This window comes from Methylobacterium sp. EM32 (assembly GCF_040593685.1).
Lineage (GTDB): Bacteria > Pseudomonadota > Alphaproteobacteria > Rhizobiales > Beijerinckiaceae > Methylobacterium.
This window is the reverse complement of the sequence record NZ_JBEXZS010000215.1, coordinates 1-26,210: the sequence shown is the minus strand read 5'-3', so window position 1 is coordinate 26,210 and position 26,210 is coordinate 1. Positions and strand designations below refer to the sequence as shown.

Below are 26,210 nucleotides of genomic sequence, written 5' to 3'. Positions count from 1 at the left end.
GGATTGTGACATCGTGGCGCTGCCGCTGAAGCTCGAGAAGACCCACAAGACCCCCGGCGCGACGCTCGCCGGCGAGACCCTCGCCCTCGACCTCAGCGGCGGGCTGTGGCTGCCGGAGCACCGCACCCTCGTGGTCTCCGACCTGCACTTGGAGAAGGGCTCCGCCTTCGCGGCGCGCTCGGGCCAGTTCCTGCCGCCCTACGACACCCGCGAGACCCTGGCCTGCCTGCACGAGGCGGTGGCCCGCCTCGATCCGGCCTGCGTCGTTGCCTTAGGCGATTCCTTCCACGACGCGCAGGGGCCGGACCGCCTCGCGGTCGAGGACCGCGCGCTCATCGCCGTCCTGCAGGAGGGCCGCGACTGGGTCTGGATCACCGGCAACCACGACCGGGCGATCCAGGACGGCATCGGCGGCCGCTTCGCCGACCTCCTGACGATCGGCGGCCTGACGCTCCGGCACGAGCCGGCGGACAAGCCCGAGATCGGCGAGGTCGCCGGCCATTACCACCCGGTCGGCAAGGTCGCGATGCGCGGCCGCGCCGTGCGCCGGCGCTGCTTCGTCCTCGACGCGACCCGCCTGGTGATGCCGGCCTTCGGCTCGCTGACCGGCGGGCTCAACGTGCGCTCCGAGACGTTCGAAAAGCTGTTTCCCGGAGGGTTCACCGCGCACCTGATCGGGGACGGGCGGGTGTTCGCGATCGCCCGGACGATGCTGACGCGGGAGTGAATAGCAGACCGGGTTCTGATCTATTCCCCTCGTCCCATCCACGACCTCATCCTGAGGTGTCTGGCGATCAAAGATCGCGGACGCAGTGAGCCTCGAAGGAGGGCTCCAGAAGCCTCGCGATCTCGGGAGCCCTCCTTCGAGGTCAGTCGATTTTCAATCGACCAACACCTCAGGATGAGGTCGTGGGTGGGATTTAGTGAATTTCTTCACCCCGTCGCGGAGGGGCTGCCCGCGGCCTCACGCCACTCCAAAAAACCCCGCCGCCAGCAGCGCCAGCCCGGCCACCCCCGACAGCACCAGGCGCAACTGCCCGAGCCAGGCCGGCACCAGCCCGCGCCGCGGGAGGTCCTGGTCGACGAGCCCCCAGGCGAGCACCAGGGCGCCGAGCGCCCGCAGGTCCCACGGCGCCGGCGCGAAGAGGGCCGCCCAGGCGATGAGCGAGGGGACCACAGCGACCGCGTAGTCGACGCCCTTCCCCTCCGGCGAGGCGGCGGCGGCGCCCCAGCGCAGGCCACCGAGGAACGACGCGATCACGGCACCGTAAGCCGCGAGCAGCGGGCGCGGCGCCAGCCCGAACGGCGACTGGCCGAGGATCACCAGGGCGGCGAGCCCCAGGAACGGAATCAGCCCCGCCGCACCGAGGATCAGGGCGGCGGGGGGCGCGGCGCGGGGCATTCAGTCTCTCCGGAAGATCACGCTGGCGAGCCAGCCGGAGATGAGTGCCAGCGCGCCGGCGGCAAGCCCGTAGGCCAGCGACCAATCGCGGGCCACCGTGGCGATCCCCTGCTCGATGCCCGACTTGACGAGGTCGAACCGCGCCTCGTGCCGCGCGAGCGGCACGCCGCCGGCGAGCAGCACCACCTCGACGTCGTAGGAGCCGACCGGCGCGGTGGCCGGCAGCGGTGCGGTGGCCTGGAAGACCGTGGGCGCCAGGAACCGCACCCCCGCCTCGCTCTCGCTGAACAGGCGCTCGCGCCGGCGCAGGCGCAGCAGCGCCTCGCGAAAGGGGTCGTCCGGCGCCGGCGCCGCGAGGGTTAGGTCGGGGGCGGCCACGATGGCCGTGAGACCGAGCCGCAGGCGCCGGCGGGTCGCCTCGTCGGCGATCCCGGCCAGGGGGCGGGAGGACAAAACCGCCAGGAAGCTCGGCACCTCGGCGAATTTCTGCTGGCCGCGATTGACCCAGACCGGGCCGAGGGCCTCCTTCTCGCGCACGGTCAGGGCCTGGCGCGGGCCCCGGATCGTCGCCACCACGTCGTAGCCGCCGGAGCGCGCCGCCGCCTGCCCGTCGCGCTCGATGGCGCCGAACACCGCGACCGAGGTGCCCGCATAGGTCGAGGTGACGGCAAGACGGTTGAACGACAGGCTGACGACGAGGGATTCCGCCCCTGCCGGGCCCGCGGCGAGCAGGGTCATGAGGACGGCAAGAAGAGCGCGCATCAGCGCGCCTCCTGAACCACGATCGAGAACGGCTCCTCGGGTCGCAAGCCCAGCTCGACCGCGAAGCGCAGGCCCACCGCCAGGACCAGGATGGCGAGGAGGAACCGAAAGTACTCCGAGCGCAGGTTGCGCCCGGCCCGCGCGCCGAACTGCGCCCCGAACACTCCGCCGGCGATCAGGATCACCGCCAGCACGATGTCGACTGCCTGATTCTGCACCGCGTGCAGCACCAGCGCGACGAAGCTGGTGCAGACGATCTGGAACTGCGAGGTGCCGACCACCACGCCGGTCGGCACCCGCATCAGGTAGAGCAACGCCGGGACCAGAATGAAGCCGCCGCCGATGCCGAGCACCGCGCTGGCAAAGCCCACGAACAGCGCGAGGCCGAGGATCGGGATCACGCTGGCATAGAGGCGCGAGCGTGGAAACCGCATCCGCAGCGGCCAGGCAAGGTAGGCGGCGTGATCGCCGCCGAGCCGCGCCGGGCGGGGCCGACCGCGGTGGCGGGCCCAGGCGCTGCGCACGGATTCCACCAGCATCAGCCCGCCCACCACCGTGAACAGCGTCACGTAGGCGACCGTGATGACGAGGTCGAGCTGGCCGGCCCGCCGCATGGCGGCGAAGAACCAGACGCCGAGGCTGGTGCCGACGAAGCCCCCCAGCACCAGCACGAGGCCGAGCCGCAGGTCGAGTGCGTTGCGCCGGAGCGCCGCCAGCACGCTGGTGGCCGAGGAGGCGACGATCGGGGCGGTCTGGGTCGCGACGGCGATGGCCGGCGGGATTCCCATCACGATCAGGATCGGCGTCATCAGGAAGCCGCCGCCGATGCCGAACAGCCCCGACACGAAGCCGACCGCCGCGCCGAGCCCGAGGAGGACGAGGACGCTGACCGGCATCTCGGCGATCGGAAGGTAGATCTGCAACGGCAGGAGGATCCGGTGCGGCGGGGATCCCCGATCTAGACCATGTCGCGCCTTGGGGGAAACCGCCGGCGCCGAATGCGCGCGGGCGCGAACCTGTCGGCCCGCGCCCGTCGATCGTCGAGATGGCTTCGGGTTGGTTTGGCGCGCCTACACCTTGCCGGTCCCCATTCCCGCTCCCTTGCCGACGCTGAGGGGCGGCGGTGCGCCGATCAGAGACATCGGGCCGGGGGTCGCCGTGGTCTCGACGCGGGCGGCCGGGGGATCGTTCACCGCCGGGTCCGGGACCTTCGCCTTCCAGGCCTCGGCCGCGCTGCGGGCCGCCGCCAGATCCTTCGGCGCCAGCTTGCCGGCCACCTCGTCGCGCTTGCGGCCGGCATCGTCGTCGCCCTGCGCGGCGGCCGCCGCGAACCAGCCATAAGCCTGATTGAGGTCCTGGGCGACGCCGAGGCCGCGGGCCTGAAGCACCGCGAGGTTGTACTGGCTGTCGCGCACCCCGTACTCGGCGGCCTTGCGGAACCAGGTCGCCGCGGAGGTGTAGTCGGGCTTGCCGCCGGCGGAGCCGGATTCGGCCAGCATCACCGCGAGGTTGTGCATCGCCCGGACATGGCCCTGCATCGCCGCGCGGCCGTACCAGAGCCGGGCCTTCTCCTGGTCGCGGACCAGGCCGAGGCCCTTCTCGTACTGGCTGCCGAGACGGTACTGCGCGGGAGCGTAGCCGGCGCCGGCCAGACGGTCGAACAGCTTGGCGGCGAGGGCGGTGTCCCGCGGCAGGCCGCGGCCGTCGACGGCGCGGCTCGCGAGCTCGTAGATCGCCGCACCGTCGCCGTCGAGGGCCGCCTGACGCAAGGGTGCGGCGCCGGCCGGAAGCCCGGCGAGCTCGTTGTGCAGGGACGCCATGTCGGTCACCCGCGGCATCGTCGGCCTGGCGGCGAGGCTCGGCTTGCCCGCCTCCGGGGCCACCGTCTCCGCGCCCTTCTGGGGAGCGGTGTCGGGCTTGACGGCATCGGGCCTGGCGGGAGCCGGTTTGACATCCGCAGCCTTCGGCTCCGCAGGCTTGGCCTCCGCCGTGGCGGCGGGAGCCGCGACCGGGGGCGTGCCCTTGGGCAGGGCGGGCGCGCCGGTAGCCTGGGTCGTCGCCGGATCGGCCGGCGTCGCCGCCTCGTACGAGGAGATCGTCGGGCTGCCGGTTCGCGAGCCGGCGCTGTGCAGGGCCTGCAGCGTCCCGAGCGCCAGCACGATCGCCGCGATGCCGAGGAGCAGCGGCCGGCGGCGGCGCTCGATCGCGGCCCGCAGCCGCTCGACCAGGCTGCCCCGGGACTCGACGCTCCGCTCGGGCGCGGGCAGGGCCGGTCCGGTGCCGGCCGCCTCGGCCGCCGCGGCCTGGGCGGCGCGGCGGGCCGCCGCGATGAAGCTCGCCTTGATGTCGCCGGCCGGCAGCTCCGGCGCGGGGACGGTCTCGGCCCCGTGCGGCTGGCGCGGGCGCACCGCGCCGGGCTCGATCATCTCGTCAGCCGGGCTGGTCAGGCCAAGATTCGCCGGGCCAGCGCTCGCTAGGCCGGATTTGGGCGCCTCCGGCCGGCGGCCCGGGCGCGGCTCCGGCGCCGGGGTCGTGGTCTCGCGCAACGTGTCGCGCAGGTTGCGGGCGTGGCGGGCCGGCGCCGCGACGGCGGCCGGGACCGCCTCGCTCCGGCGCTCTCCGTCGAGATGGGTCAGCCGGGAGACCAGCTGCTCGAGGGCGGAATGCACGCCCTCCATCGTGGCCTGGAGGCGCTTGTCGGACGCCGCCTGCTGCACCCGCATGTCGGCGAGCATCGCCTGCAGCCCGCCGAGGCCCTCGGCTTCCGCCGTGCCCTTGCGCTCGGCCCCGATCGAGTCGGCGACGCTGCGGGCGGCGCGCTCCGCCGCGGCCTGGATCGGCGCCTCGTCGCGCAGGAGCGCGACCTGGGCGAGGAGGTCGCCCATGGTGCGCTCCAGGCCCGCCAGGGCCGGATCGCTGCCGCGGGTGTCGATGCGGCTCGCCAGCGCCAGGACCTGGCGCTCGAGGCCGTCGAGGGTCTCGCCGCCCGCTCCCTGCCCGACGCGGTCGAGCTTGTCGGCGAGGCTGCGCAGCATTCCGTGGATCGACGCGAGATCGCTGCTCGGCAGCGCCGGCTGGCGCAGGGCCTCGCCGATCTGCTCCAGCCGCCCCATCACGTCGCCGACGGTGTTGACCGAGGCGACCTGGTCGACCTTGGCCGAGAGGGCGTCGATGCGGCCGAGGATGTCGCCGGCCGCGTTCGGCTGCTCGCGCCGCTCGGCGCGCAGGTCGTCGAGCTTGCGGTCGAGATCGGCGATGCCCTGGGCCAGGGCCGGCGCGTCGGCGCCGGGCGCGCGCACGCCCTCGCGGATCTCCTCCAGGAGCGGCCGCAGCTCGTTCATCAGGGCCGGGCTGTCGAGCATGCCGTTGCCGAGCCGGGTCACGGTCTCGGTGAGCTCGTCGACCGACCGGGCGAGGTTCTGCACCCGGGCCGGCTCGGCGAGCACCGCTAGCCGGCCGCGGATCTCCTCGAGCTCGGCGAACAGCTTGGCGGCCGCGTCGCGATCGGCGAGACCGGTCCGGTCGGCGCCGAGCGTCCCGTCCACCTGCCGCGCCAGGCGCTCGACGTCCTGGGCCACCCGGGCATGCACGTTGGCGGCGACGTCGTCGGCGAGGCGGCCGACCTGGACCCGCATCAGGTCGATCGGCCCGGCGATGGCGACGAGGTCGGCCGGGTCACGGGCCCGATGGACCTCGTCGGCCAGGGTACGGACTGCCTGCTCCAGGGTCACAAGGTCGCCGCTGGTGGCGAGGGTGCCGATCGAGTCGCGCAGGCGCGAGGTCTCGGCCTGCAGCCCGGCGATCGCCGGCGAGAGCTTGTCGGCGGCGGCCTCGGTCGTCTCCATCACCCGGGCGAGGTCCCGCCGCAGGCCGTCGACCAGGATCTCCTGGTCGTCCTCGGGGGCGCCGTCGTCGAGCTGCTGCTGGCGCTGGCGGATCTCCGCCACCGCGGCGGCGAGGCTGTTGGGTGCCGGGCGGGCGCGGCGGCCGGCCGGCCGCGCCGTGGCGTCGCGCGGGATGGAGGCGTCGTCGGCGGGGTGTGCCTCGCCGGCCTGCGCCGCCTTCCTGTCCTGCACCGCCTTGGTCACCGCCTCGTCGACGGCCTCGCGGTTCTCGCTGATGCGGCGGTCGATCGCGTCGAGGCGGCGGCCGATCGCCGCGACGGCCTCGACCAGTTGGGCGTCGCTCGTGGCCGGCAAGGCGGCCGCGACGGAGATTGCCGGCGCGGCTGCGGGCTCGGCGACCGGCCCGCGCCCGTGGCGCGGACGCTGCGCCCGGGGCGCGTCGTGCGGCCAGGACCGGTCGGCCCTTCGGACCTCCGGCTCGTCCTCCGGGAAGCTCTGAGCCTGAAATGCGTCGTGCCGCGCGCGGCGGGATCCTGCGATGCGGCGCGATTGCTGACGCACGCCGGCGCGGGCGGAGCCCTCGCTGATCGCCTCGGCCAGCCACTCGTCCACCGACAACCCGGCGCGCCGGGCGGCCTCGCGGGCGGCGTCGCGCAGCTCCGGATCGAAAGCATCGAGTGTGGGAGCGGTCCGTCTCATAGCGGGCTCTGCGCAAGGGGCCTGGGGGATCTCGCAAATAGGCGCCGGCTCGTCGTCGGCAGGAACCCCGCGCCCTGCTCGATCCTTGAAGATCCGGTCAGTGGCAGCAGCCTGTGAAGGTTCCCTCCCGCACTTTCGAGCGACACGGTAAACAAGCGGTTAAGTCGCGACCTTACGTCCGCTCCGGCACGTATGCCGGCCCCAATCGTTGCATGCGCAACTCACTGATGACCATTTTATGTTCACAACCTGCGCGCGAACTGACGCAAGCCGGACGGGCATTCCGGTTCCCCTATCCCCAACCGGATCCCCGTAACGGTAATCTGATTTCCGCCGTAAGAGCTTGAAACCTCGCGCATTTTACCGTAAGTAACGCACGCTCAAGTTGACGTTACCTTTCCCTTAGGTAGGTCATTTGACCTTCTTTGTGTCACAGGGTGCCTGAACGGCGTCCCTGGTATGACAGCGTGCGTGTCTCAACGGGGGAATCGGCATGGCTTATGATCGGCAGACCGAGAGCAGCAGAGGGGCGTCCGTCCGCTCCGGCGGATCCGCTTCGCGCACCGGCCGGCCGGCCGGCCGCTCGACGGCACCGGCAACGCTCACCATCGGCGACCTCGCCGAGGAGTTCGGCGTCACGTTGCGGGCTCTGCGCTTCTACGAGGCGAAGGGTCTCCTGCATCCGCAGCGCCGCGGCACGACCCGGCTCTACACCGAGGACGACCGCTCGCGCCTCGCCACCATCCTGCGCGGCAAGGAGCTCGGCTTCACCCTGCGCGAGATCGCCGCGATGGTCGATGGCGACGAGCTCGCCGAGGCCGGTGCCGGTGCGACCCTCGCCCTCTCCCCGGCCCAGGTCGCCGAGCAGATCACCCACCTGGAGAACCAGAAGGCGGAGATCGAGCGGGCGCTCGAGGCGCTGCGGGGCTACGGCAAGGCCGTCGCGAGCGCCTGAGACCAAGACGCCCGATGCCAAGAGCGCCCGAGGCAAGATTGCCGACGGCGGCGAGAGCGATAAGCGTTCCGGCGGCGCCCTGCGGGGGCGGGCGCCGCCCGGTTCGGAACCTCGGCCGCGGGCCAGGGACGCAGTCAAGGGCTCATCCTGCGTCAACCTTGTCCGGCACGAGGCGCGGCGGCGCGCCGGCAGGCCCCTTGCCGTTCCGCACCCAGATAGTTTACATATGAACTATCTCGCCGCGGAGGCTCCGCGGACGGATCTGAATCAGATCGTGGGAGCGGGGGAACCATGCCGAGCTACAAGGCACCGGTGGAGGACGTGCTGTTCCTCCTCAACGACGTGTTCGGGATCGCGCGCTACAGCAACCTGCCCGGCTTCGCCGAGGCGACGCCCGACGTGGTCGAGGCGGTGATCGCCGAGGGCGCGAAGCTCTGCGAGGAGGTGCTGGCGCCGCTCAACCGGGTCGGCGACCTCGAGGGCTGCACCCGCCATCCGGACGGCAGCGTCACGACGCCGAAGGGCTTCAAGGCCGGCTACGACGCCTATGCGGGCGGCGGCTGGATGGGCCTGTCGATGCCCGAGGAGTATGGCGGCCAGGGCCTGCCCCACACCCTCAACAGCGTGATGCAGGAATTCGTGTCGGGCGCCAACGTCGCGCTCGGGATGTATCCGGGCCTGACGCAGGGCGCCATGGCGGCGCTCCTGGTCCATGGCTCCGAGAAGCAGAAGCGCACCTACCTGCCGAAGATGGTCGAGGGAACCTGGACCGGCACGATGAACCTGACCGAGCCGCATTGCGGCACGGATCTCGGCCTGCTCAAGACCAAGGCCGTGCCGAACGGCGACGGCTCCTACGCGCTCACCGGCACCAAGATCTTCATCTCGGCGGGCGAGCACGACCTGTCGGAGAACATCATCCACCTGGTGATCGCCCGGATCGAGGGCGCGCCGGCTGGCACCAAGGGCATCTCGCTCTTCGTGGTGCCGAAGTTCCTGGTCGGGCCCGACGGGGCGGTGGGCGCGCGCAACGGCGTGTCCTGCGGCGCCATCGAGCACAAGATGGGCATCCACGGCAACGCCACCTGCGTGATGAACTACGACGGCGCCACCGGCTGGCTCGTCGGCGAGGCCAATCGCGGCCTCAACGCGATGTTCGTCATGATGAACGAGGCCCGCCTCGCCGTCGGCATCCAGGGACTCGGCCAATCCGAGGTCGCCTACCAGAACGCCGTGGCCTACGCCCGCGACCGGCTCCAGGGCCGTTCGCTGACCGGCGCCAAGGCGCCCGAGAAGCCCGCCGACCCGATCATCGTCCACCCGGACGTGCGCCGGACGCTCCTGAACATCCGCGCCTTCAACGAGGCCGCCCGGGCCCTCGTCATCTGGACCGCGCTCCAGGCTGACATCGCCCACCGCTCCGAGGATCCGGCTGCCCGCCAGGCGGCGGAAGACCATATGGGCCTGCTCACCCCGGTGGTGAAGGGCGTGCTGACCGACCGGGGCTTCGCCAACGCGGTCGACGCCCAGCAGATGTTCGGCGGTCACGGCTACATCGAGGAATGGGGGATGTCGCAATTCGTGCGCGACGCCCGCATCGCCCAGATCTACGAGGGCGCCAACGGCATCCAGGCGATGGACCTCGTCGGCCGGAAATTGCCGCGCGACGGCGGCCGGGCGATGATGCGCTTCCTCGCCGAGGTCGAGGGCTTCTGCAAGGAGAACGCCGAGGACGAGAGCCTCAAGGTCTTCTGCGCGCCCCTGATGAAGAGCCTCGGCCACCTGCAGCAGGCGACGATGTGGCTGATGCAGAACGCCATGGCCAAGCCCGACAATGCGGGTGCGGCGGCGACCGACTACATGCACCTGATGGGCCTCGTCGCCATGGGCTACATGTGGGGCCGGATCGCCAAGGCGACGGCCGAGAAGAAGAAGTCCGGCGAGGGCATCGCCGAGCGCCTCGACGCGCGGCTCGCCACCGGCCGATTCTACGTCGAGCGCGTGCTGCCGGAGACCGGCACCCGGCTTGCCCGGATCTCGGCCGGATCGGACGCCGTCATGGCGGTGCCGGCGGAGCTGTTCTAGGTTCGTCTCCAACGCACGGAGCTACCTCCCATGGCCGAACCCGAGAACCTGGTCCTCGAACATCTTCGCGCCATCCGCGGGTCCATCGAGCAGCTCGAGCGCAAGGTCGAGCGGTTGGAAGCGAAGGTCGAGAGCCGGTTTGACCATGTCGAGGCGCGCATCGACGAACTCGACACCCGGGTGACTGGCCTGACCCATGCGGTCGTGGCCGGCTTCGGGGCCCTCGTCCACCGCCTCGACGATCACGAGCGCCGCATCGTCCGCATCGAAGCGGAGCGCGCCTGACCGGCGCGCTCCCCCTCCCCGGCGCCCGTCCCCGGGCCGCCGCACGAATTTTCCGGGAAGACGCCCCATGCCCGACGCCTACATCTACGACCACGTCCGCACCCCCCGCGGCCGCGGCAAGCCCGACGGCTCGCTGCACGAGGTGACGGCGCTCTGCCTCGCCGAGACCGCGCTCCGCGCCCTCAAGGACCGCAATGCCCTCGACACGACCCTCGTCGACGACGTGGTGCTCGGCTGCGTCGATCCGGTCGGCGAGGCCGGCGGCGACATCGCCCGCGCGGCGGCGCTCGTGGCCGATTACGGCAACCACGTGCCGGGCGTGCAGATCAACCGGTTCTGCGCCTCGGGCCTCGACGCGGTGAACTTCGCCGCCGCCCAGGTGATGAGCGGCCAGCACGACATGGCGGTCGGTGGCGGCGTCGAATCGATGAGCCGCATCGGCCTCGGGGCGTCGGGCGGCGCCTGGCCGGTCGATCCCGCCATCGCCATCAAGTCGTACTTCATGCCGCAGGGCGTCTCGGCCGACCTGATCGCCACCAAGTACGGCTTCTCCCGCGACGAGTGCGATGCCTACGCGGTCGAATCGCAGAAGCGCGCCGCCCGCTCCTGGGAGGATGGCCGGTTCAAGAACTCGGTCGTGCCGGTGCGCGACGTCAACGGCCTGACGCTCCTCGACCACGACGAACACCGCCGTCCGAGCACCGACATGCAGTCGCTGGCCTCGCTCAAGCCGTCCTTCGTCCAGATGGGCCAGATGGGCGGCTTCGATGCCGTCGCGGTCGACGCGCATCCGGATGTCGAGGCGGTCGAGCACGTCCACCATGCCGGCAACTCGTCGGGCATCGTCGACGGCGCCGCCGCGGTGCTGATCGGCTCGCAGGAGGCCGGAGCCAGGGCGGGCCTGAAGCCCCGCGCCCGCATCCGGGCCTTCGCCAATATCGGCTCCGACCCGGCCCTGATGCTGACCGGCCCGGTCGACGTGACCCGCAAGGTGCTCAAACGTGCCGGCATGAGCATCGGTGACATCGACCTGTTCGAGGTCAACGAGGCCTTCGCGGCGGTGGTCCTGCGCTTCCTCCAGGCCTTCGACGTCGATCCCGCCAAGGTCAACGTCAATGGCGGCGCCATCGCGCTCGGCCATCCCCTCGGCGCCACCGGGGCGATGATCCTCGGCACCGTGCTCGACGAGCTGGAGCGCACGGGCAAGCGGACCGCCCTCGTGACCCTGTGCATCGGCGCCGGCATGGGTACCGCCACGATCATCGAGCGGGTGTGAGCATGCGGCGTCCCCTCGCTTTCCCGGCCCTCCCCCTCCTGGTGCTCGGCCTGACGCTCGCCGGCCCGGCCCGGGCCGACGACGACAGAGTCGCGCTCGCCCGCGACATCGTCTCGAAGACGGTCGCCCGCAACCTGACCCAGGCGTTCAAGCAGGCCGAGGAGAAGACCCTCGCCTCGATGAGCGCGGAGCAATCGGCCAAGCTGCGTCCCGAGCTGGAGAAGACCTTCGCGCAGGAGCGCGACACCCTCGTCGACGGTCTGTCGAAGGAATACGCGCAAAAATTCGACGCCGCCGAGCTGAAGCGGCTCGTCTCGATCTACGACGACCCGGTCTACCAGAAGTTCCAGGCGCTCAACGCCGACCCGACCTCTATGGTCACCACGATCACCAAGGACGCGGTGACCAAGATGATGAACCTGCTCTCGCTCGCGGCCCTGTCGCAGCAGGGCAACGGCCAGACGCCAGCCCCGCAGGGCGTGCCGGCCCCGACGCCGGCGCCTGCACCGGCACCGGTGCCTGCACCGGCCAAGCCGTAATCGCTCTCACGAGGCCCTCGCCATGAACCTCACGAATTTCCGCTTCGAGACCGATGCCGACGGCGTGGCGCTCGCCACCTGGGACATGCCCGGCCGCTCGATGAACGTCGTCACCCCGGAGGTGATGGACGAGCTGAACCAGATTATCGACGCGGTGGTGGCCGATGCCGCCATCAAGGGCTGCGTCATCACGTCGGGCAAGGACACGTTCTCGGGCGGCGCCGACCTGACGATGCTGCAAGGCCTCGGCGCCGAATACGCGCGGCTCGCCCACGAGCGCGGCCAAGAGGAGGCGATGACCTTCTTCTTCGAGGAATCGCGCCGGCTGACGCTGCTCTACCGCAAGCTCGAGACGAGCGGGAAGCCGTTCGCGGCGGCCGTGCACGGCACCTGCCTCGGCGGCGCCCTCGAGCTGGCGCTCGCCTGCCATCACCGGGTGTTGTCGGATGACGACAAGACCCGGGTCGGTCTACCGGAAATCAAGGTCGGGCTGTTCCCCGGCGCCGGCGGCACGCAGCGGGTCGCCCGCCTGATGCAGACCGGCGACGCCCTGCAGATGCTGTTCAAGGGCGAGCAGATCCGTCCGCTGATGGCCCGCAACATGGGCCTCGTCCACGCGGTCGCGCCGCGGGCCGAAATCGTCCAGAAGGCGAAGGAGTGGATCAAGGCCGGCGGCTCGGCCGTGGCGCCCTGGGACCAGCCGAAGTTCAAGGCGCCGTCGGGCAAGGTCTACTCGCCCGTCGGCATGATGACCTGGCCGCCGGCCAACGCCATCTACCGCCGCGAGACCCACGACAACTATCCCGCAGCCAAGGCGATCCTGCACGCCGTCTACGAGGGCCTGCAGCTGCCGATGGACCTGGCGCTCAAGGTCGAGAGCCGGTACTTCGCCAAGATCCTGCGCTCGCCGGAAGCGGCGGCGATGATCCGCACCCTGTTCCTGTCGATGGGCGAGCTCAACAAGGGCGCCCGCCGGCCGAAGGGCGTGGGCGCGGTCCCGCTCAAGAAGGTCGGCGTCGTCGGCGCCGGCTTCATGGGGGCGGGCATCGCCTACGTCTCGGCCAATGCCGGGCTGGAGGTCGTGCTGGTCGACCAGTCGGCGGAAGCGGCCGAGAAGGGCAAGGCCTACGCTCACAAGCTCGTTTCCGACCAGATCATGAAGGGCCGCGCCAAGACCGCCGACCGCGACGCGCTGCTGTCGCGCATCACCGCGACCGGCGATTACGGTGCGCTGGCGGGGTGCGACCTCGTCGTCGAGGCGGTGTTCGAGGATCCGAAGGTCAAGGCCGAGGTGATCGCCAAGGTCGAGGCGGTGATCGGGCCGGACGCGGTCTTCGCCTCCAACACCTCGACCCTGCCGATCAGTGGCCTCGCCAAGGCGTCGGGCCGGCCGGAGCAGTTCATCGGCATCCACTTCTTCTCGCCGGTCGAGAAGATGATGCTGGTCGAGATCATCATGGGCAAGGCGACGGGCGAGCGCGCTCTGGCGGTGGCCCTCGACTACGTCCGGGCGATCAAGAAGACCCCGATCGTCGTCAACGACGCCCGCGGCTTCTTCGCCAATCGCTGCGTCGGCGCCTACATCCTCGAAGGCCACCTGATGCTCGGCGAGGGCGTGCCCGCCGCGATGATCGAGAATGCCGGGCGTCAGGCCGGCATGCCGGTCGGCCCCCTCTCGCTCAACGACGAGGTCGGCGTCGACCTCGCCCTCAAGATCGTCAAGGCGACGAAGGCCCAGGTCGGCGAGGCGGCCGTCAATCCGGTGCAGGAGCGCGTGCTCACGGCGCTGGTCGAGGGCGAGGGCCGGCTCGGACGCAAGAACCGCAAGGGCTTCTACGACTATCCCGAGCAGGGTTCGAAGAAGCTCTGGCCGGGCTTGCGCGACCTGCAAGAGACCCGGCTCGATCCCGACGCGGTGGATTTCCAGGAGTTGAAGCAGCGCCTCCTCGTCACCCAGGCGCTGGAGGCCGCCCGGACCTTCGGCGAGGGCGTGGTCACCGATCCGCGCGAGGCCGATGTCGGCTCGATCCTCGGCTTCGGCTTCGCGCCGTTCACCGGGGGCGCCTTGTCCTACATCGACTTCATGGGGGCGGCCCGGTTCGTCGAACTCTGCCGGAAGCTCGAAGCCAAGCACGGCGCCCGCTTCTCCCCGCCGGAGACGCTGGTGGCGATGGCCGAGCGCGGCGGCACGTTCTACGGCGAGGCGGCCAAGCAGGCGGCGTAAAAGGTTCGCTGGCCGCGGGCCTCCATGGCCCGCGGCCGACGTATCGGGCTTGGTGCACCTTGCCCCGGCGAAGTTGAAACCCTCCGCGTCATTCCGGGGCCGCGCAGCGGAGCCCGGAATCCAGACGCGCAGGTGGAAAAGAATAAAGCGGAACGATCTCCGCCCTATCCTGAACGATCCGCGGTTCTGGATTCCGGGCTCCGCTGCGCGGCCCCGGAATGACCCAGAGGGCTTCAAAGCCGTCCGGGCGAACGACACATGCTCCCGGACGGGATCGCGGGGGCGGGCCGTCGTGAGATGCCGGCCCCGCCATCTGCCTGAGACACGGGCCCGGCATCCTGCCCCGGCGGCGCCTCCGCCGCCCGGGACGATCCGTGTGACCAATCAGAGTGGTGAAGCGCCCGCCCGCCGGGTCGTGCTGGTGGCGAACCTGGCGGCGGGCTCGCTCGTCGACGGAGCCGTGACGCCGGGCGCCCTGCGCGAGCGCCTGGAGGCGGCGGGCCTCGCGGTCGTGCCGGAGCCGCGTCCCGATGCCCCCCTGCCGGAGCGGCTGGCGGCGGCCGCGACGATCCCGGGCATCGACGCCATGGCGGTCGCCGGCGGCGACGGGACGCTGGCCTGCGCGGCGCAAATCCTCACCGGCCGGGACGTCCCCCTCGGCATCCTGCCGCTCGGCACCATGAACCTGCTGGCGAAGGACCTCGGGCTGCCGCTTGACCTCGACGGGGCGGTCCACGTGCTGGCGACCGGCCTCGTGCGCCGGATCGACGCCGGCGAGGTCAACGGCCACGTCTTCCTGATCAACTCGGTGCTCGGCATGCCGGCCCGGATGGCGCGCCACCGCGAGGCGCGGCGCGGGCGCATGGGGATGCCCGACCTCCTGCGGATGGCCGCCGGCCTTCTGCGGCATCTCGGGCGCTACCCGCGGGAGCGCGCCGTGCTGACCCTCGGCGGCACCACGAGGTGGGTGCGCTTCCGGGCGCTCGCGGTGGTCTGCGGCGATTACCGGGAGGGCTTCGGGCAGGTTCTGTCGCGGGCGGGCGTCGACGGCGGGCACCTCACGCTCTACCTCGTCGAGACCCTGTCGGCGGCGCGGCTCGTGCGCCTCGGGCTCGGCTTCGCGGTCGGCGAGTGGCGCCGCCTGCCGGACCTGGAGCGGCACGAGACCGACGCCCTGACCCTCGACGCCCGCAAGGCCCTGCGGGTGATGAATGACGGAGAGGTCGTGCTGATCGCCCCACCCCTGCGCTACCGCCTTCTCCCGGGCGCCCTGCGGGTCCTCGTGCCGGCGGAGGATCCCCGATGAAGCGGATCGCCCATATCTCGGACCTGCATTTCGGCCGCACCGACCCGGCGGTGGTGGAGGGCCTGGTGGCGGAGCTGACCCGCGACCAGCCGGACCTGATCATCATCTCGGGCGACTTCACCATGCGCGCCCGCACCCGGGAATACCTGGAGGCGAAGGCCTTCCTCGACCGGCTGCCGCATCCGTGGATCGCCGTGCCGGGCAACCACGACATCTCGCCGTTCCGGCTCTGGCAACGCTTCTTCCATCCGTTCCGGCGCTACCGCCGCTACGTCGCGCCCGAGACCGAGCCGGTCTTCCAGGACGACGAGATCGCGGTGATCTGCCTCAACACCGTGCGGACCTGGGCGCCGGAGACCGACTGGTCGCAGGGCAAGATCACCCGCGGGCAGATCAAGCGGACGGAAGCGAAGCTCGACGCCCTGCCGCCGGGCCTGTTCCGGATCGTGGTCGGCCACCACCCCTTCATGCCGCCGCCCTGGGACGAGGAGGCGCGCCTGGTCGGCCGCGCCGACGAGGCCCTCGACGCCTTCCAGCGCCACGGCGTCGGCCTGACGCTGGCCGGCCACCTCCACCGCGGCTACGCCCGCTTCGCCGAGCCGACGCCGGACGGCCCGAAGGCCGAGATCGACCGGCCGGAGGCGAAGGCGACCGGCCGGCGGCTGCTCGCGGTCCAGGCCGGCTCCGCCACCTCGACGCGCCTGCGCGGCAACGAGCCCAACGCCTACAACCGCATCACCGTCGCGGACGGCGTCGCCACCGTGCAGGTGCGGCTGTGGACGGGGACGGATTGGTGCGACGCCGCGGAATCGGGCGCGGCGCGGTGTGCGGCGGAAGAATAGTCTGATTTTTGCTTGATCCAATGTAGTCTTGATAAAGTGCGGGATCCCCTCTCCAGGCGATCCCGGGCCTGCCCGGGATCGCTCCAAGGTGTGGGAGAGGGGTAGGGGTGAGGGTGACACGCTTCTGTGCAAAGCTGAAAACGTTGTGCTGGTAGCACGACGCTCCGAGCTTTCTGCGGAACCGTAGCACCCTCACCCCCGGCCCATCTCCCACACGGGAAAGGGGAGATGCGCATTACCTTTAGTCGATCGATCAAGCGGAAAACCGCCTCAGAGCCTGTTTGAGTTGGCCGACCGCATTGAAACCCTCGATGTCATCCCGGGGCCGCGTAGCGGAACCCGGGATCCATAACCGCTGACGGCGCAGAACCGGGCTTGCACCGTCCCGTTTCATCCTGGAGCGTCAGCGGTTATGGATCCCGGGTTCTCGCTTGCAGCGAGCCCCGGGATGACGTTGAGAGATGTCGGCGTGGGTGTCGGACCAACCAGCGCAAGCGGTCAAACAGGCTCTCAGATCCCGGCGCCGACCCCCTCCCCCGCATCGATCCGTCGCGCGCCCTTCGCCGCGACGTCGAACCGGTCCGTCGGCACCCGCGCCAGGAAGCGCTCCGCCACCTCGACCAGCAGCAGGTGCGGGCGCACCCGCTCGACGTAACCCCAGTCGAGGCTCGCCGACCAGACGAAGTGCAGCTCGCGAAAACTTTCGGCGAGGAGCCCGGTCAGGAAGATCGGGTGGAAATGCGAGCAGGAATCGCCGAACAGCATCAGCGTGCGCGGATCGGCGGCCGGGCTGTCGTTGCGGAAGACCACGTGGGCGCCGACATGGAGGTCGGCGGCCGTCCCCCGCGCCTCGTGGGCCTCGACCAGCGGGTTGGCGTAGGTCCGCACCGCGTCGCGCTGCACCTCGTAGACCCGCATCGTCTCGCGCCGCGGCGGATCGAGCTTGGCGCCGAGGTCGAGCACGCCGTCATGGTCGTGGAACGGCCGCGTCGCGAGGTCGGCCGGCGGCACGGCGCCGAGCACCCGCATGATCTCCCCGTAGGCGAGGCGGCAGCCTTCCTGGCTCCAATGGGTGTCGGTGCGCAGGTAGAGCGGCGGCTCCACATCCCGCGCCGCCCGCAACGGGCCGACGAGGTCGATCCAGGCGCGCGCCGCGGGCGAGCGGGCGAGGCGCGCGCCGAGGCGCCGGGCCGGCGACAGGGCGGGATCGAGGGGTAGCCCGTCGAGCCGGTCGTCGTAGATGCTCAGCTTCTCCGGCACCACGACGTGGAAGGCGCGCACCCCTGAGGCCGCCGCCCGCGCGGTGCGCAACTCGATCAGCCGGCGCCAGCGCCACAGCCGCCAGGCGACAGGCAGGCTCGCCCGGTATTGCTGCCGCACCCGGTTGGTGCCGCCGGTCAGGAAGAGCCAGCCATCCCGGCCGAGATGGACCATGTCGGTGCTGTCGCGCATCCGCGCCGTGTAGCGGGCTTAGACGAAGCTGAACAGCGCCGCTGCCCCTGGCCATTCCGCAAGGCCGCGCCATTTTCGGCGGGAGCATGCCGCAGTCCCCCCTGATCCTCACCCTGGAACTCGACGAGGCCGCCTTCGCGGAGTTCGACGGCCAGCGCCGCCGCTACTTCCCGCCGGCCCTCAACAAGATTCCGGCCCACGTCACGCTGTTCCACCACCTCCCGGGCGAGGAGGAGCGCGGCATCGTCGAGACCCTGGCCGCGGAAGTGCGGGCGCAAGCGCCGCTGCCCGTCGAGGTCGCGTCCCTGCGCTTCATCGGCCGCGGCGTCGCCTACGGGCTCGACTCGCCCCGCCTGTCGGCCCTGCGCGGGCGCCTCGCCGCGACGTTCGAACCCTGGCTGACGCTGCAGGACCGCCAGGGCTACCGGCCGCACGTGACGGTGCAGAACAAGGTCGCGCCGGAGGAGGCGCGGGCGCTCCACCGCGAACTCGAGGCCGGTTTCGTGAAGCGGGAGATCATCGGCACCGGACTCCTGCTCTGGCGCTATCTCGGCGGCCCGTGGGAGGCCCGCGGCCGGTTCCCGTTCGGAGGCGCATGATGGAGATCCCGTTCCGGCGCCACGCCACCGCATTCTGGCTGCGGCTCCGCCTCAACGAGATCGGGCCGCTCGCCTCGCTGCTCGCCGTCAGCCTGTTCGGCTTCGGCTTCTTCAAGCTCGCCGACGAGATCCGCGAGGGCGGCTCGTTCGGCTTCGACGACCGCCTGCTGCTGGCGCTGCGGGTGCCCGGCGACCTCGCCCAGCCGATCGGCCCGTCCTGGCTGCCGGAGACGATGCGCGACATCACCGCCTTCGGCAGCGTGTTCGGCATCGTCTACGTCACCGCCTGCGTGGTGCTCTATCTGGCGGTCACGGCACGGCGGCGCGCCGCCCTGTTCGTCCTCGTCGCGGTGGGCGGCGGCGAGCTCCTGTCGACGGGGCTCAAGCTGTTCTTCCGCCGCCCGCGGCCGGACCTCGTGCCGCACGGCATGGAGACCTTCACGGCGAGCTTCCCGAGCGGCCACGCCATGCTATCGGCCATCGCCTACCTGACCCTGGCGATCCTGCTCGCCCGGGTCGAGCGCTCGGGCAAGGTCAAGGCCTTCGTGATGGGGCTCGGCGTCGTCACCACGCTCCTCGTCGGGATGAGCCGGGTCTATCTCGGGGTGCACTGGCCGAGCGACGTGCTCGCCGGCTGGTGCATCGGCGCCGCCTGGGCGTCCCTGTGCTGGTTCGTCGCCCTCCAGCTCCAGCGCCAGGACGTGGTGGAGGCGCCCGACCCGCCGCCGCCGGGCTGACCCGACCCGCGGGCGCTTGCGCGCCGCCCCGCCCTCCCCTAGCCAAGCAGGGGAACCAAGCGGGAGGAACGCCGTGGCTTACGAGAACATCTGGGTCGAGACGCGCGGGCGGGTGGCGCTCGTCACCCTGCACCGGCCGGCGGCGCTGAACGCGCTCTGCAACGCGCTGATCGCCGAGCTGAACCACGCCCTCGACGGCTACGAGCGCGACGACGGCATCGGCTGCATCGTCATCACCGGCTCGGAGAAGGCCTTCGCCGCCGGCGCCGACATCCGCGAGATGCAGGACCGCACCCACCCCGAATTCTACATGGCCGATCCGTTCGGCGAGTGGGACAAGGTCGGCCGGCGCCGCAAGCCGATCATCGCCGCGGTGGCGGGCTACGCGCTGGGCGGCGGCTGCGAGCTGGCGCTGATGTGCGACTTCATCCTCGCCGCCGACACTGCCAAGTTCGGCCAGCCCGAGATCAAGCTCGGGGTGATCCCCGGCGCCGGCGGCACTCAGCGCCTGACCCGCGCGGTCGGCAAGGCCAAGGCGATGGACCTGTGCCTCACCGGCCGGATGATGGACGCCGCGGAAGCCGAGCGCTCCGGCCTCGTCGCCCGGGTGATCCCGGCCGCCGACCTCCTCGACGAGGCGATGAAGGCGGCCGAGACCATCGCGTCGATGTCGCTGCCCTCCGTGATGGTCGCCAAGGAGAGCGTCGACCGGGCCTTCGAGACCACCCTGACCGAGGGGATCCGCTACGAGCGCCGGGTCTTCTACGGGCTCTTCGCCACCCACGACCAGAAGGAAGGCATGAAGGCCTTCGTCGAGAAGCGTAAGCCCAACTTCGAGAACCGCTGAGATGAGCATCGCTTTCGCCGACGTCGAGGCCGCTTCCGGACGGATCGCCGGCATCGCCCACCGCACCCCGGTGCTCACCTCGCGCACCGCCGATGCGCGGACCGGCGCCACCCTGTTCTTCAAGGCCGAGCCGCTGCAGCGGGCCGGCGCCTTCAAGTTCCGGGGCGCCTGCAACGCCATCGCGGCGCTCTCGCCTGAGCAGCGCCGGCGCGGGGTGCTCGCCTTCTCCTCGGGCAACCACGCCCAGGCGATCGCCTATGCGGGGGCGCTCCAGGGCGTGCCGACGGTGATCGTGATGCCGCACGACGCCCCCGCCATCAAGGTCGCGGCGACCCGCGGCTACGGCGCCGAGATCGTGACCTACGACCGCTACAAGGAGGACCGCGAGGCGGTGAGCCGGAGCCTCGCCGAGGCGCGCGGTCTCTCGGTGATCCCACCCTACGACCATCCGGACGTGATCGCCGGCCAGGGCACCGCGGTGAAGGAATTGATCGAGGAGGTCGGCCCCCTCGACGTGCTGCTCGTCTGCCTCGGCGGCGGCGGACTGCTCGCCGGCTCGTGCCTGTCGGCCAAGGCCCTGTCGCCGGGGATCGAGATCTGGGGCGTCGAGCCCGAGGCCGGCAATGACGGTCAGCAGTCGCTGGCGAAGGGCGAGGTGGTGCGCATCCCGGTCCCGGTCTCGATCGCCGACGGGGCGCTCACCACGCATCTCGGGCAGCACACCTTCCCGATCATCCAGCGCGACGCCGCCGGCATCGTCACCGCCACGGACGCGCAGCTCGTCGCGGCGATGCGGTTCTTCGTCGAGCGGATGAAGCTCGTGGTCGAGCCGACCGGCTGCCTCGCGGCGGCCGCCGCCTTCGAGGGCGCGGTGCCGGTCCGGGGCAAGCGCGTCGGCGTGATCCTGTCGGGCGGCAACGTCGATCCGGCGGCGCTCGCCCGGCATCTCGCCGCATGAACGGGGTGGCGACGCCGGACAACCTGTTCGCCTTCCTCGACAGCCTCGGCGTGGCCCACGCCACCGTGGAGCACGTTCCCGTGCACACGGTGGCGGAATCCCGCGACCTCAAGGCGGCGATGCCAGGCGGCCACTCGAAGAACCTGTTCCTCAAGGACAAGCGCGGGCGGCTTTTTCTGGTCGTGGCGGAGGCCGAGGCGCGGATCGATCTCAAGCGCCTGCACGGGCCGCTCGGCGCCACCGGGCGGCTCTCCTTCGGCTCGGCCGAGCTGCTCTACGAGCGTCTCGGCGTGCGCCCCGGCTCGGTGACACCGTTCGGACTGATCAACGACCGCGACGGCACGGTGGCGGTGATCCTCGATGCCGGGCTGATGGCGCACGACCCGGTCAATTTCCACCCGCTCCACAACGGCGCCACCACGGCGGTGGCGCCGGGCGACCTGATCCGCTTCCTGGAGGCGACGGGGCATCCGCCGCGGGTGATGGCGCTGCCGGAGCCGGTGGAGGAGGCTGAGCAGCCTGCCAGATGACGGCTCGATCCCGGTCGGGTGCGGGCTGGAATCGGCGCGATGGCGTGGAGGGACCGCGGCTCGACGCGATCCACCCGTCGTCGAGGGCCCGTCAGGGCCGGCGATACACCCAGACCCGCGCCGGCGGCAGGTTGAGCCACACCTTGTTCGAGCGGCTGGCGGTGTAGGTCGTCGACTTCGCTGGGATCGGCGGCACCACCGCGTAGGTGAATTGCACGAACGGCGCGTCGGCGTGCATCAGGTCGTGCACCGCCGTCAGCAGGTCGAGGCGCTGCTCCAGCGGCTTGGTGAAGAGCGGCAGGCTCGAGATCGTGGCGCAGGCCGGCTCGGCGACCACGCCCTCGAGGGTGGCGCGGATGTCGTAGGCGTCGCCCTGGAGCACCGTGGCCTTCGGGAAGCGCCGGCGCAGCAGCTTGCAGAAATCCGGGTTGTACTCGACGAGCACCAGGCGCTCCGGCGCGATGCCGCGGCGCACCAGCGCGTCGGTCACCGGGCCGGTGCCGGGCCCGAGCTCGATCACCGGCCCGGAGAGGCGCGGATCGACGTAGGAGGCCATGGTGCGGGCGAGCATCCGGCCCGACGGCGTCACGGCGCCGGTGACCAGCGGCCGCTCGAACCAGGAGCGCAGGAACCGCGCCTCGTCCTCCAGGATGTCGCGCTTCTTCTTCTGGGGCTTCGGATGAGCCAGCGGGCTCGAGACCGCGACGGCTTTGGCCCTGGATCGGTGAGGCAAAGGCAAGACCGAAGACCCTTGAACACGCGAAGAAAGATTGCTCGGGGAACGGCTGTCGTTCAAAGGCGCGCCGCCGTCAAGCCTGACGCGCCCGGAACGAGGCCTACGGCCCATGCAATCCCGTCGCGCGTGAGCGCGCGCGACGGGATTGCATGGGTCGCGGACCCTTTTGCGGGCCCCATGGAAGCGGCGCGGCCGGAGCCGCGAGCCCGGCCGTCAGGCGCGGCCGGAGCCGCTGAGGCCGTCGAAGAACTCCTTCACCCGGGAGAAGAAGCCGGCGCTCTCCGGGTGGTTGTCGGCCTGGGTGCCGTGGGTGTCGAATTCCTGCAGGAGCTCGCGCTGGCGCTTGGTGAGGTTCTGCGGCGTCTCGACGAAGACCTGGATGTAGAGGTCGCCGACGTCGCGCGAGCGCAGGACCGGCATGCCCTTGCCCTTGAGGCGGAACTGCTTGTTGGTCTGGGTGCCAGCCGGGACCCGGACCGAGGTGTGCGAGCCGTCGATCACCGGCACGGTGATCTCGCCCGAGAGTGCCGCCGTCACCATCGAGATCGGGACGCGGCAGAACAGGTCGGCCCCGTCGCGCTGGAAGAACGGGTGCGGCTTGATCGACAGGAAGATGTAGAGGTCGCCCGCCGGCCCGCCGCGCAGACCCGATTCGCCCTCGCCGGCGAGCCGGATGCGCAGGCCGTCGTCGACGCCTGCCGGCACGTTGATCGAGAGGGTGCGCTCGCGGGTGACGCGGCCGGCGCCCGAACAGGCCGGGCACGGATCCTCGATGATCTCGCCGCGGCCCTGGCAGTTGGGGCAGGTGCGCTCGATGGCGAAGAAACCTTGCGCCGCGCGCACGCGGCCGTAGCCGGCGCAGGTCGGGCAGGTCTTGGGCTTCGAGCCGGCCTTGGCGCCGGAGCCCGCGCAGACCTCGCAGGTGACCGAGGTCGGCAGCGTGATCGTCTCGGTCTTGCCGGTGAAGGCCTCCTCGAGGCTGATCTCGAGGTTGTAGCGCAGGTCGGCACCGCGCTCGCGGCCCCCGCCCGGACGCCCGCCCGCTCCCGCACCGGGGCGCCCGCCGCCCGGACCGCCGCGGGCGTCGCCGAAGAAGGTGTCGAAGATGTCCGACATGAAGTCGCCGAACTCGTTGCCGAATCCGGGGCCGCCCTGCCCGCCCTGCGAGAAGGCGGCATGGCCGAAGCGGTCGTAGGCGGCGCGCTTCTGCCCGTCGGAGAGGCACTGGTAGGCCTCGTTGAGCTCCTTGAACTTGAGCTCGGCCTCCTTGTCGCCGGGGTTGCGATCGGGGTGGTAGACCATCGCCAGCTTGCGGAAGGCCGACTTCATCTCACCATCGGTCGCGGTGCGGGCGACGCCCAGCACCTCGTAGTAGTCGCGCTTCGACATTCCTGTCCCCGGCCCCGCCGTATCCCCGTCGGGCATCGTCCATACACGTCCGGTCCCCGGCGCCGTTATCGGGCGCCGGGGACCGGGTCGCATCGTAAATCACCAGAGCATTTTCCGACGAAATGGATACCGGTTCGTCGCAGAAAATGCGGCAAAATCAAAAACCCGGAGCGTCGCTCGATCGGCCTGCGATCGTGCGACGCTCCGGGCCGCACGGATCTCAGATCCGTGCGGCAACCTCAAGGCGTGATTTACGCCCGCTTCTTCTGGTCCTTGTCGTCGACCTCCTGGAAGTCGGCGTCGATGACGTCGTCCTTCTTGGCCTCGGCGCCCGGGGCGCCAGCGGCGTCCGGGGCGGCCTGGCTCGCCGCGTACATCGCCTCGCCGAGCTTCATCGAGGCCTGCATCAGGTCGGTGGTGCGGGCCTTGATCTGCTCGACGTCCTCGCCGGCCAGCGACTGGCGCAGGGCGTCGATGGCGGTGGTGATCGCGGCCTTGTCGCCGGCCGGGACCTTGTCGCCGTGCTCGGCCACCGACTTCTCGGTGGCGTGGATCAGGCCCTCGCCCTGGTTCTTCACCTCGACCAGCTCGCGGCGCTTCTTGTCGTCGGCCGCGTTGGCCTCCGCCTCCTGCACCATGCGCTGGATGTCGGCGTCGGACAGGCCGCCCGAGGCCTGGATGCGGATCTGGTGCTCCTTGCCCGTCGCCTTGTCCTTGGCCGTCACGTTGACGATGCCGTTGGCGTCGATGTCGAAGGTCACCTCGATCTGCGGCAGGCCACGCGGGGCCGGCGGGATGCCGACGAGGTCGAACTGGCCGAGCAGCTTGTTGTCGGCCGCCATCTCGCGCTCACCCTGGAAGACCCGGATGGTGACCGCGTTCTGGTTGTCTTCCGCCGTCGAGAACACCTGCGACTTCTTGGTCGGAATGGTGGTGTTGCGGTCGATGAGCCGGGTGAACACGCCGCCGAGCGTCTCGATGCCGAGCGACAGCGGGGTCACGTCGAGGAGCAGCACGTCCTTGACGTCGCCCTGGAGCACGCCGGCCTGCACCGCGGCGCCGATCGCCACGACCTCGTCCGGGTTGACGCCCTTGTGGGGCTCCTTGCCGAAGAAGGTCTTCACCTGCTCCTGGACCTTCGGCATGCGGGTCATGCCGCCGACGAGCACCACCTCGTCGATCTCGGCGGCCGAGACGCCCGCATCCTTGAGCGCCTTGCGGCAGGGCTCGATCGTGCGCTGCACCAGGTCGTCGACCAGCGACTCGTACTTGGCGCGGCTGAGCTTCAGCGCCAGGTGCTTCGGGCCGCTCGCGTCGGCGGTGATGTAGGGCAGGTTGATCTCGGTCTGGGTCGCCGAGGACAGCTCGATCTTCGCCTTCTCGGCGGCCTCCTTGAGGCGCTGGAGGGCGAGCTTATCCTTGGTGAGGTCGATGCCCTGCTCGCGCTTGAACTCGGCCGCCAGGTACTCGACGATGCGGTTGTCGAAGTCCTCGCCGCCCAGGAACGTATCGCCGTTCGTGGACTTCACCTCGAACACGCCGTCGCCGATCTCCAGGATCGAGACGTCGAAGGTGCCGCCGCCGAGGTCGTAGACCGCGATCAGGCCGGTCTTCTTCTTGTCGAGGCCGTAGGCGAGCGCCGCCGCGGTCGGCTCGTTGATGATGCGCAGCACCTCGAGGCCGGCGATCTTGCCGGCATCCTTGGTCGCCTGACGCTGGGCGTCGTTGAAGTAGGCCGGGACGGTGATGACCGCCTGGGTGACCGGCTGGCCGAGATGGGCCTCGGCCGTCTCCTTCATCTTCTGCAGCGTGAAGGCGGAGATCTGCGACGGCGAGTAGGGCTTGCCGTCCGCCTCGACCCAGGCGTCGCCGCCGCTCGAGCGGGTGATCTTGTAGGGGACGAGCCCCTTGTCCTTCTGCGTCATCGGGTCGTCGTAGGTACGGCCGATGAGGCGCTTGATCGCGAAGAAGGTGCGCTCGGGGTTCGTCACCGCCTGGCGCTTCGCCGGCTGGCCGACGAGCCGCTCGCCGTCGTCGGTGAAGGCGACGATCGACGGGGTGGTGCGCGCGCCTTCCGCGTTCTCGATGACCTTGGGCTGCGTGCCTTCCATCACGGCCACGCAGCTGTTCGTGGTGCCAAGGTCGATGCCGATCACTTTACCCATGGTGGGATCCCTCGTTGGTGTTTTTTAAGCAGACCGCCGAGCCCCGAAGCAGCTCGGCCCATGGCGGTACTTGTCGAATGGTTTGAGCCGGGGCGGGCCGGACCGGACCACGCATCGCCGGAAGACCGGCGAGCGGGGGCGTTGCCCGCGCCGAGCCGGATATAAGAAGGCCGTTTCGGGGCCGCAAGGCGAGCCGGGCCGGCTCGCGCATCGCGTTTCGCACGGGCCCGCGGAGGCCGTTTCACCCAGGCCGCTCCTCCGCGAACCCATGGTCAAGCTGCCACGACAATGTTGCGGACTTGCCACGCCCCTGCCACGGACCCCATGCTAGGACTCGGCGCGATCTCTATCCCCTGCCGTTCGCCCCTTGTCTGTCGCCTGGAGCCTGATGCAGCCCGTTCGCCCCTCCCCCCGCCCGGTGGCCCTGCCCGCGCTGGCGGCCCTGCCCCTCGCGGCGATTCTGGCGGCGGTCCTGATTGCGGCGCCGGCCCCGGCCTCGGCCCAGTCCTTCCTCGAGGAATTGTTCGGCATCGGCCGCGCCGCGCGCCCGCCGGTGCCCCCGGCCCCGGTACCGGGC

22 protein-coding genes and 1 pseudogene are annotated in these 26,210 nt (G+C 71.0%); 15 read left to right on the top strand and 8 right to left on the bottom strand.

What is annotated here, in order from left to right:
* The first annotated feature begins 13 nt into the window (after positions 1 to 13).
* Complete coding sequence (gene pdeM / locus ABZT49_RS27960) at positions 14 to 727, top strand: ligase-associated DNA damage response endonuclease PdeM (protein WP_355290959.1); 714 nt, start codon at positions 14 to 16, stop codon at positions 725 to 727.
* A gap of 237 nt (positions 728 to 964) precedes the next feature.
* On the opposite strand, the gene ABZT49_RS27955 is transcribed toward pdeM, so the two are convergent.
* From ABZT49_RS27955 to ABZT49_RS27940, 4 genes are all read right to left on the bottom strand, one after another.
* Positions 965 to 1,402 carry a DUF3429 domain-containing protein gene (locus tag ABZT49_RS27955; protein ID WP_355290957.1) on the bottom strand — a complete coding sequence of 146 codons (438 nt, stop codon included), beginning with the start codon at positions 1,400 to 1,402 and terminating at the stop codon, positions 965 to 967.
* Entirely contained in the window at positions 1,403 to 2,164 is a 762-nt protein-coding gene (locus ABZT49_RS27950; protein WP_355290955.1) for a TIGR02186 family protein, read from the bottom strand.
* Complete coding sequence (locus ABZT49_RS27945) at positions 2,164 to 3,087, bottom strand: sulfite exporter TauE/SafE family protein (protein WP_355290953.1); 924 nt, start codon at positions 3,085 to 3,087, stop codon at positions 2,164 to 2,166. The genes ABZT49_RS27950 and ABZT49_RS27945 overlap by 1 nt, the downstream gene beginning before the upstream one ends.
* A gap of 147 nt (positions 3,088 to 3,234) precedes the next feature.
* On the bottom strand, positions 3,235 to 6,708 hold the full coding sequence (locus tag ABZT49_RS27940) for a hypothetical protein (protein WP_355290951.1): 3,474 nt from the start codon (positions 6,706 to 6,708) through the stop codon (positions 3,235 to 3,237).
* Between the two features lie 493 nt (positions 6,709 to 7,201).
* On the opposite strand from ABZT49_RS27940, the gene ABZT49_RS27935 reads away from it, so the two are divergent.
* The 8 genes from ABZT49_RS27935 to ABZT49_RS27900 all read left to right on the top strand — a co-directional run bounded on the left by ABZT49_RS27935 (position 7,202) and on the right by ABZT49_RS27900 (position 16,220).
* Positions 7,202 to 7,663, top strand: coding sequence for a MerR family transcriptional regulator (locus ABZT49_RS27935; protein WP_355290949.1), 462 nt, complete (start codon positions 7,202 to 7,204; stop codon positions 7,661 to 7,663).
* 291 nt (positions 7,664 to 7,954) lie between these two features.
* On the top strand, positions 7,955 to 9,748 hold the full coding sequence (locus tag ABZT49_RS27930) for an acyl-CoA dehydrogenase C-terminal domain-containing protein (RefSeq protein WP_355290947.1): 1,794 nt from the start codon (positions 7,955 to 7,957) through the stop codon (positions 9,746 to 9,748).
* 30 nt (positions 9,749 to 9,778) lie between these two features.
* Positions 9,779 to 10,033 carry a hypothetical protein gene (locus tag ABZT49_RS27925; protein WP_355290945.1) on the top strand — a complete coding sequence of 85 codons (255 nt, stop codon included), beginning with the start codon at positions 9,779 to 9,781 and terminating at the stop codon, positions 10,031 to 10,033.
* 67 nt (positions 10,034 to 10,100) lie between these two features.
* Positions 10,101 to 11,309 (top strand): acetyl-CoA C-acetyltransferase, encoded by a 1,209-nt coding sequence (locus ABZT49_RS27920; protein WP_355290943.1) that lies wholly within the window; start codon positions 10,101 to 10,103, stop codon positions 11,307 to 11,309.
* Between the two features lie 2 nt (positions 11,310 to 11,311).
* Entirely contained in the window at positions 11,312 to 11,848 is a 537-nt protein-coding gene (locus ABZT49_RS27915; RefSeq protein WP_355290941.1) for a hypothetical protein, read from the top strand.
* 22 nt (positions 11,849 to 11,870) lie between these two features.
* Positions 11,871 to 14,072: a 3-hydroxyacyl-CoA dehydrogenase NAD-binding domain-containing protein gene (locus tag ABZT49_RS27910; RefSeq protein ID WP_355290939.1), complete on the top strand. Its 2,202-nt coding sequence runs from the start codon at positions 11,871 to 11,873 to the stop codon at positions 14,070 to 14,072.
* Positions 14,073 to 14,448: 376 nt separating this feature from the next.
* Entirely contained in the window at positions 14,449 to 15,378 is a 930-nt protein-coding gene (locus ABZT49_RS27905) for a diacylglycerol kinase family protein (protein WP_355290937.1), read from the top strand.
* Positions 15,375 to 16,220 (top strand): metallophosphoesterase, encoded by an 846-nt coding sequence (locus tag ABZT49_RS27900; RefSeq protein WP_355290935.1) that lies wholly within the window; start codon positions 15,375 to 15,377, stop codon positions 16,218 to 16,220. Before ABZT49_RS27905 ends, ABZT49_RS27900 begins: the two co-directional genes overlap by 4 nt.
* Positions 16,221 to 16,730: 510 nt before the next feature.
* Here ABZT49_RS27900 and ABZT49_RS27895 read toward each other — a convergent pair.
* The gene (locus ABZT49_RS27895) at positions 16,731 to 17,672 is read right to left on the bottom strand and encodes an alginate O-acetyltransferase AlgX-related protein (RefSeq protein ID WP_355290933.1); all 942 of its coding nucleotides are present in this window, start codon (positions 17,670 to 17,672) and stop codon (positions 16,731 to 16,733) included.
* A gap of 86 nt (positions 17,673 to 17,758) precedes the next feature.
* Here ABZT49_RS27895 and ABZT49_RS27890 point away from each other — a divergent pair, with 86 nt between their 5' ends.
* The 5 genes from ABZT49_RS27890 (at position 17,759) to ABZT49_RS27870 (ending at position 21,343) form a co-directional block, all read left to right on the top strand.
* Complete coding sequence (locus ABZT49_RS27890; RefSeq protein ID WP_355290931.1) at positions 17,759 to 18,271, top strand: 2'-5' RNA ligase family protein; 513 nt, start codon at positions 17,759 to 17,761, stop codon at positions 18,269 to 18,271.
* Positions 18,271 to 19,008, top strand: a complete 738-nt coding sequence (locus ABZT49_RS27885; RefSeq protein ID WP_355290929.1) for a phosphatase PAP2 family protein — start codon at positions 18,271 to 18,273, stop codon at positions 19,006 to 19,008. Before ABZT49_RS27890 ends, ABZT49_RS27885 begins: the two co-directional genes overlap by 1 nt.
* Positions 19,009 to 19,081: 73 nt before the next feature.
* Entirely contained in the window at positions 19,082 to 19,855 is a 774-nt protein-coding gene (locus tag ABZT49_RS27880; protein ID WP_355290927.1) for an enoyl-CoA hydratase, read from the top strand.
* Position 19,856: 1 nt separating this feature from the next.
* Positions 19,857 to 20,813 carry a threo-3-hydroxy-L-aspartate ammonia-lyase gene (locus ABZT49_RS27875; RefSeq protein ID WP_355290925.1) on the top strand — a complete coding sequence of 319 codons (957 nt, stop codon included), beginning with the start codon at positions 19,857 to 19,859 and terminating at the stop codon, positions 20,811 to 20,813.
* The gene (locus ABZT49_RS27870; RefSeq protein WP_355290923.1) at positions 20,810 to 21,343 is read left to right on the top strand and encodes a prolyl-tRNA synthetase associated domain-containing protein; all 534 of its coding nucleotides are present in this window, start codon (positions 20,810 to 20,812) and stop codon (positions 21,341 to 21,343) included. Before ABZT49_RS27875 ends, ABZT49_RS27870 begins: the two co-directional genes overlap by 4 nt.
* Positions 21,344 to 21,434: 91 nt before the next feature.
* Here the strand turns inward: ABZT49_RS27870 and ABZT49_RS27865 are convergent, their stop codons facing one another.
* The 3 genes from ABZT49_RS27865 to dnaK all read right to left on the bottom strand — a co-directional run bounded on the left by ABZT49_RS27865 (position 21,435) and on the right by dnaK (position 25,633).
* Positions 21,435 to 22,082: a class I SAM-dependent methyltransferase gene (locus ABZT49_RS27865; RefSeq protein WP_407943584.1), complete on the bottom strand. Its 648-nt coding sequence runs from the start codon at positions 22,080 to 22,082 to the stop codon at positions 21,435 to 21,437.
* A gap of 210 nt (positions 22,083 to 22,292) precedes the next feature.
* Complete coding sequence (dnaJ, locus tag ABZT49_RS27860; protein ID WP_093564308.1) at positions 22,293 to 23,468, bottom strand: molecular chaperone DnaJ; 1,176 nt, start codon at positions 23,466 to 23,468, stop codon at positions 22,293 to 22,295.
* A 251-nt stretch (positions 23,469 to 23,719) separates the two neighbouring features.
* The gene (gene dnaK, locus ABZT49_RS27855; protein WP_355290921.1) at positions 23,720 to 25,633 is read right to left on the bottom strand and encodes a molecular chaperone DnaK; all 1,914 of its coding nucleotides are present in this window, start codon (positions 25,631 to 25,633) and stop codon (positions 23,720 to 23,722) included.
* 388 nt (positions 25,634 to 26,021) lie between these two features.
* On the opposite strand from dnaK, the pseudogene ABZT49_RS27850 reads away from it, so the two are divergent.
* Positions 26,022 to 26,210 (top strand): annotated as a pseudogene (locus ABZT49_RS27850) (hypothetical protein); the annotation flags it as partial.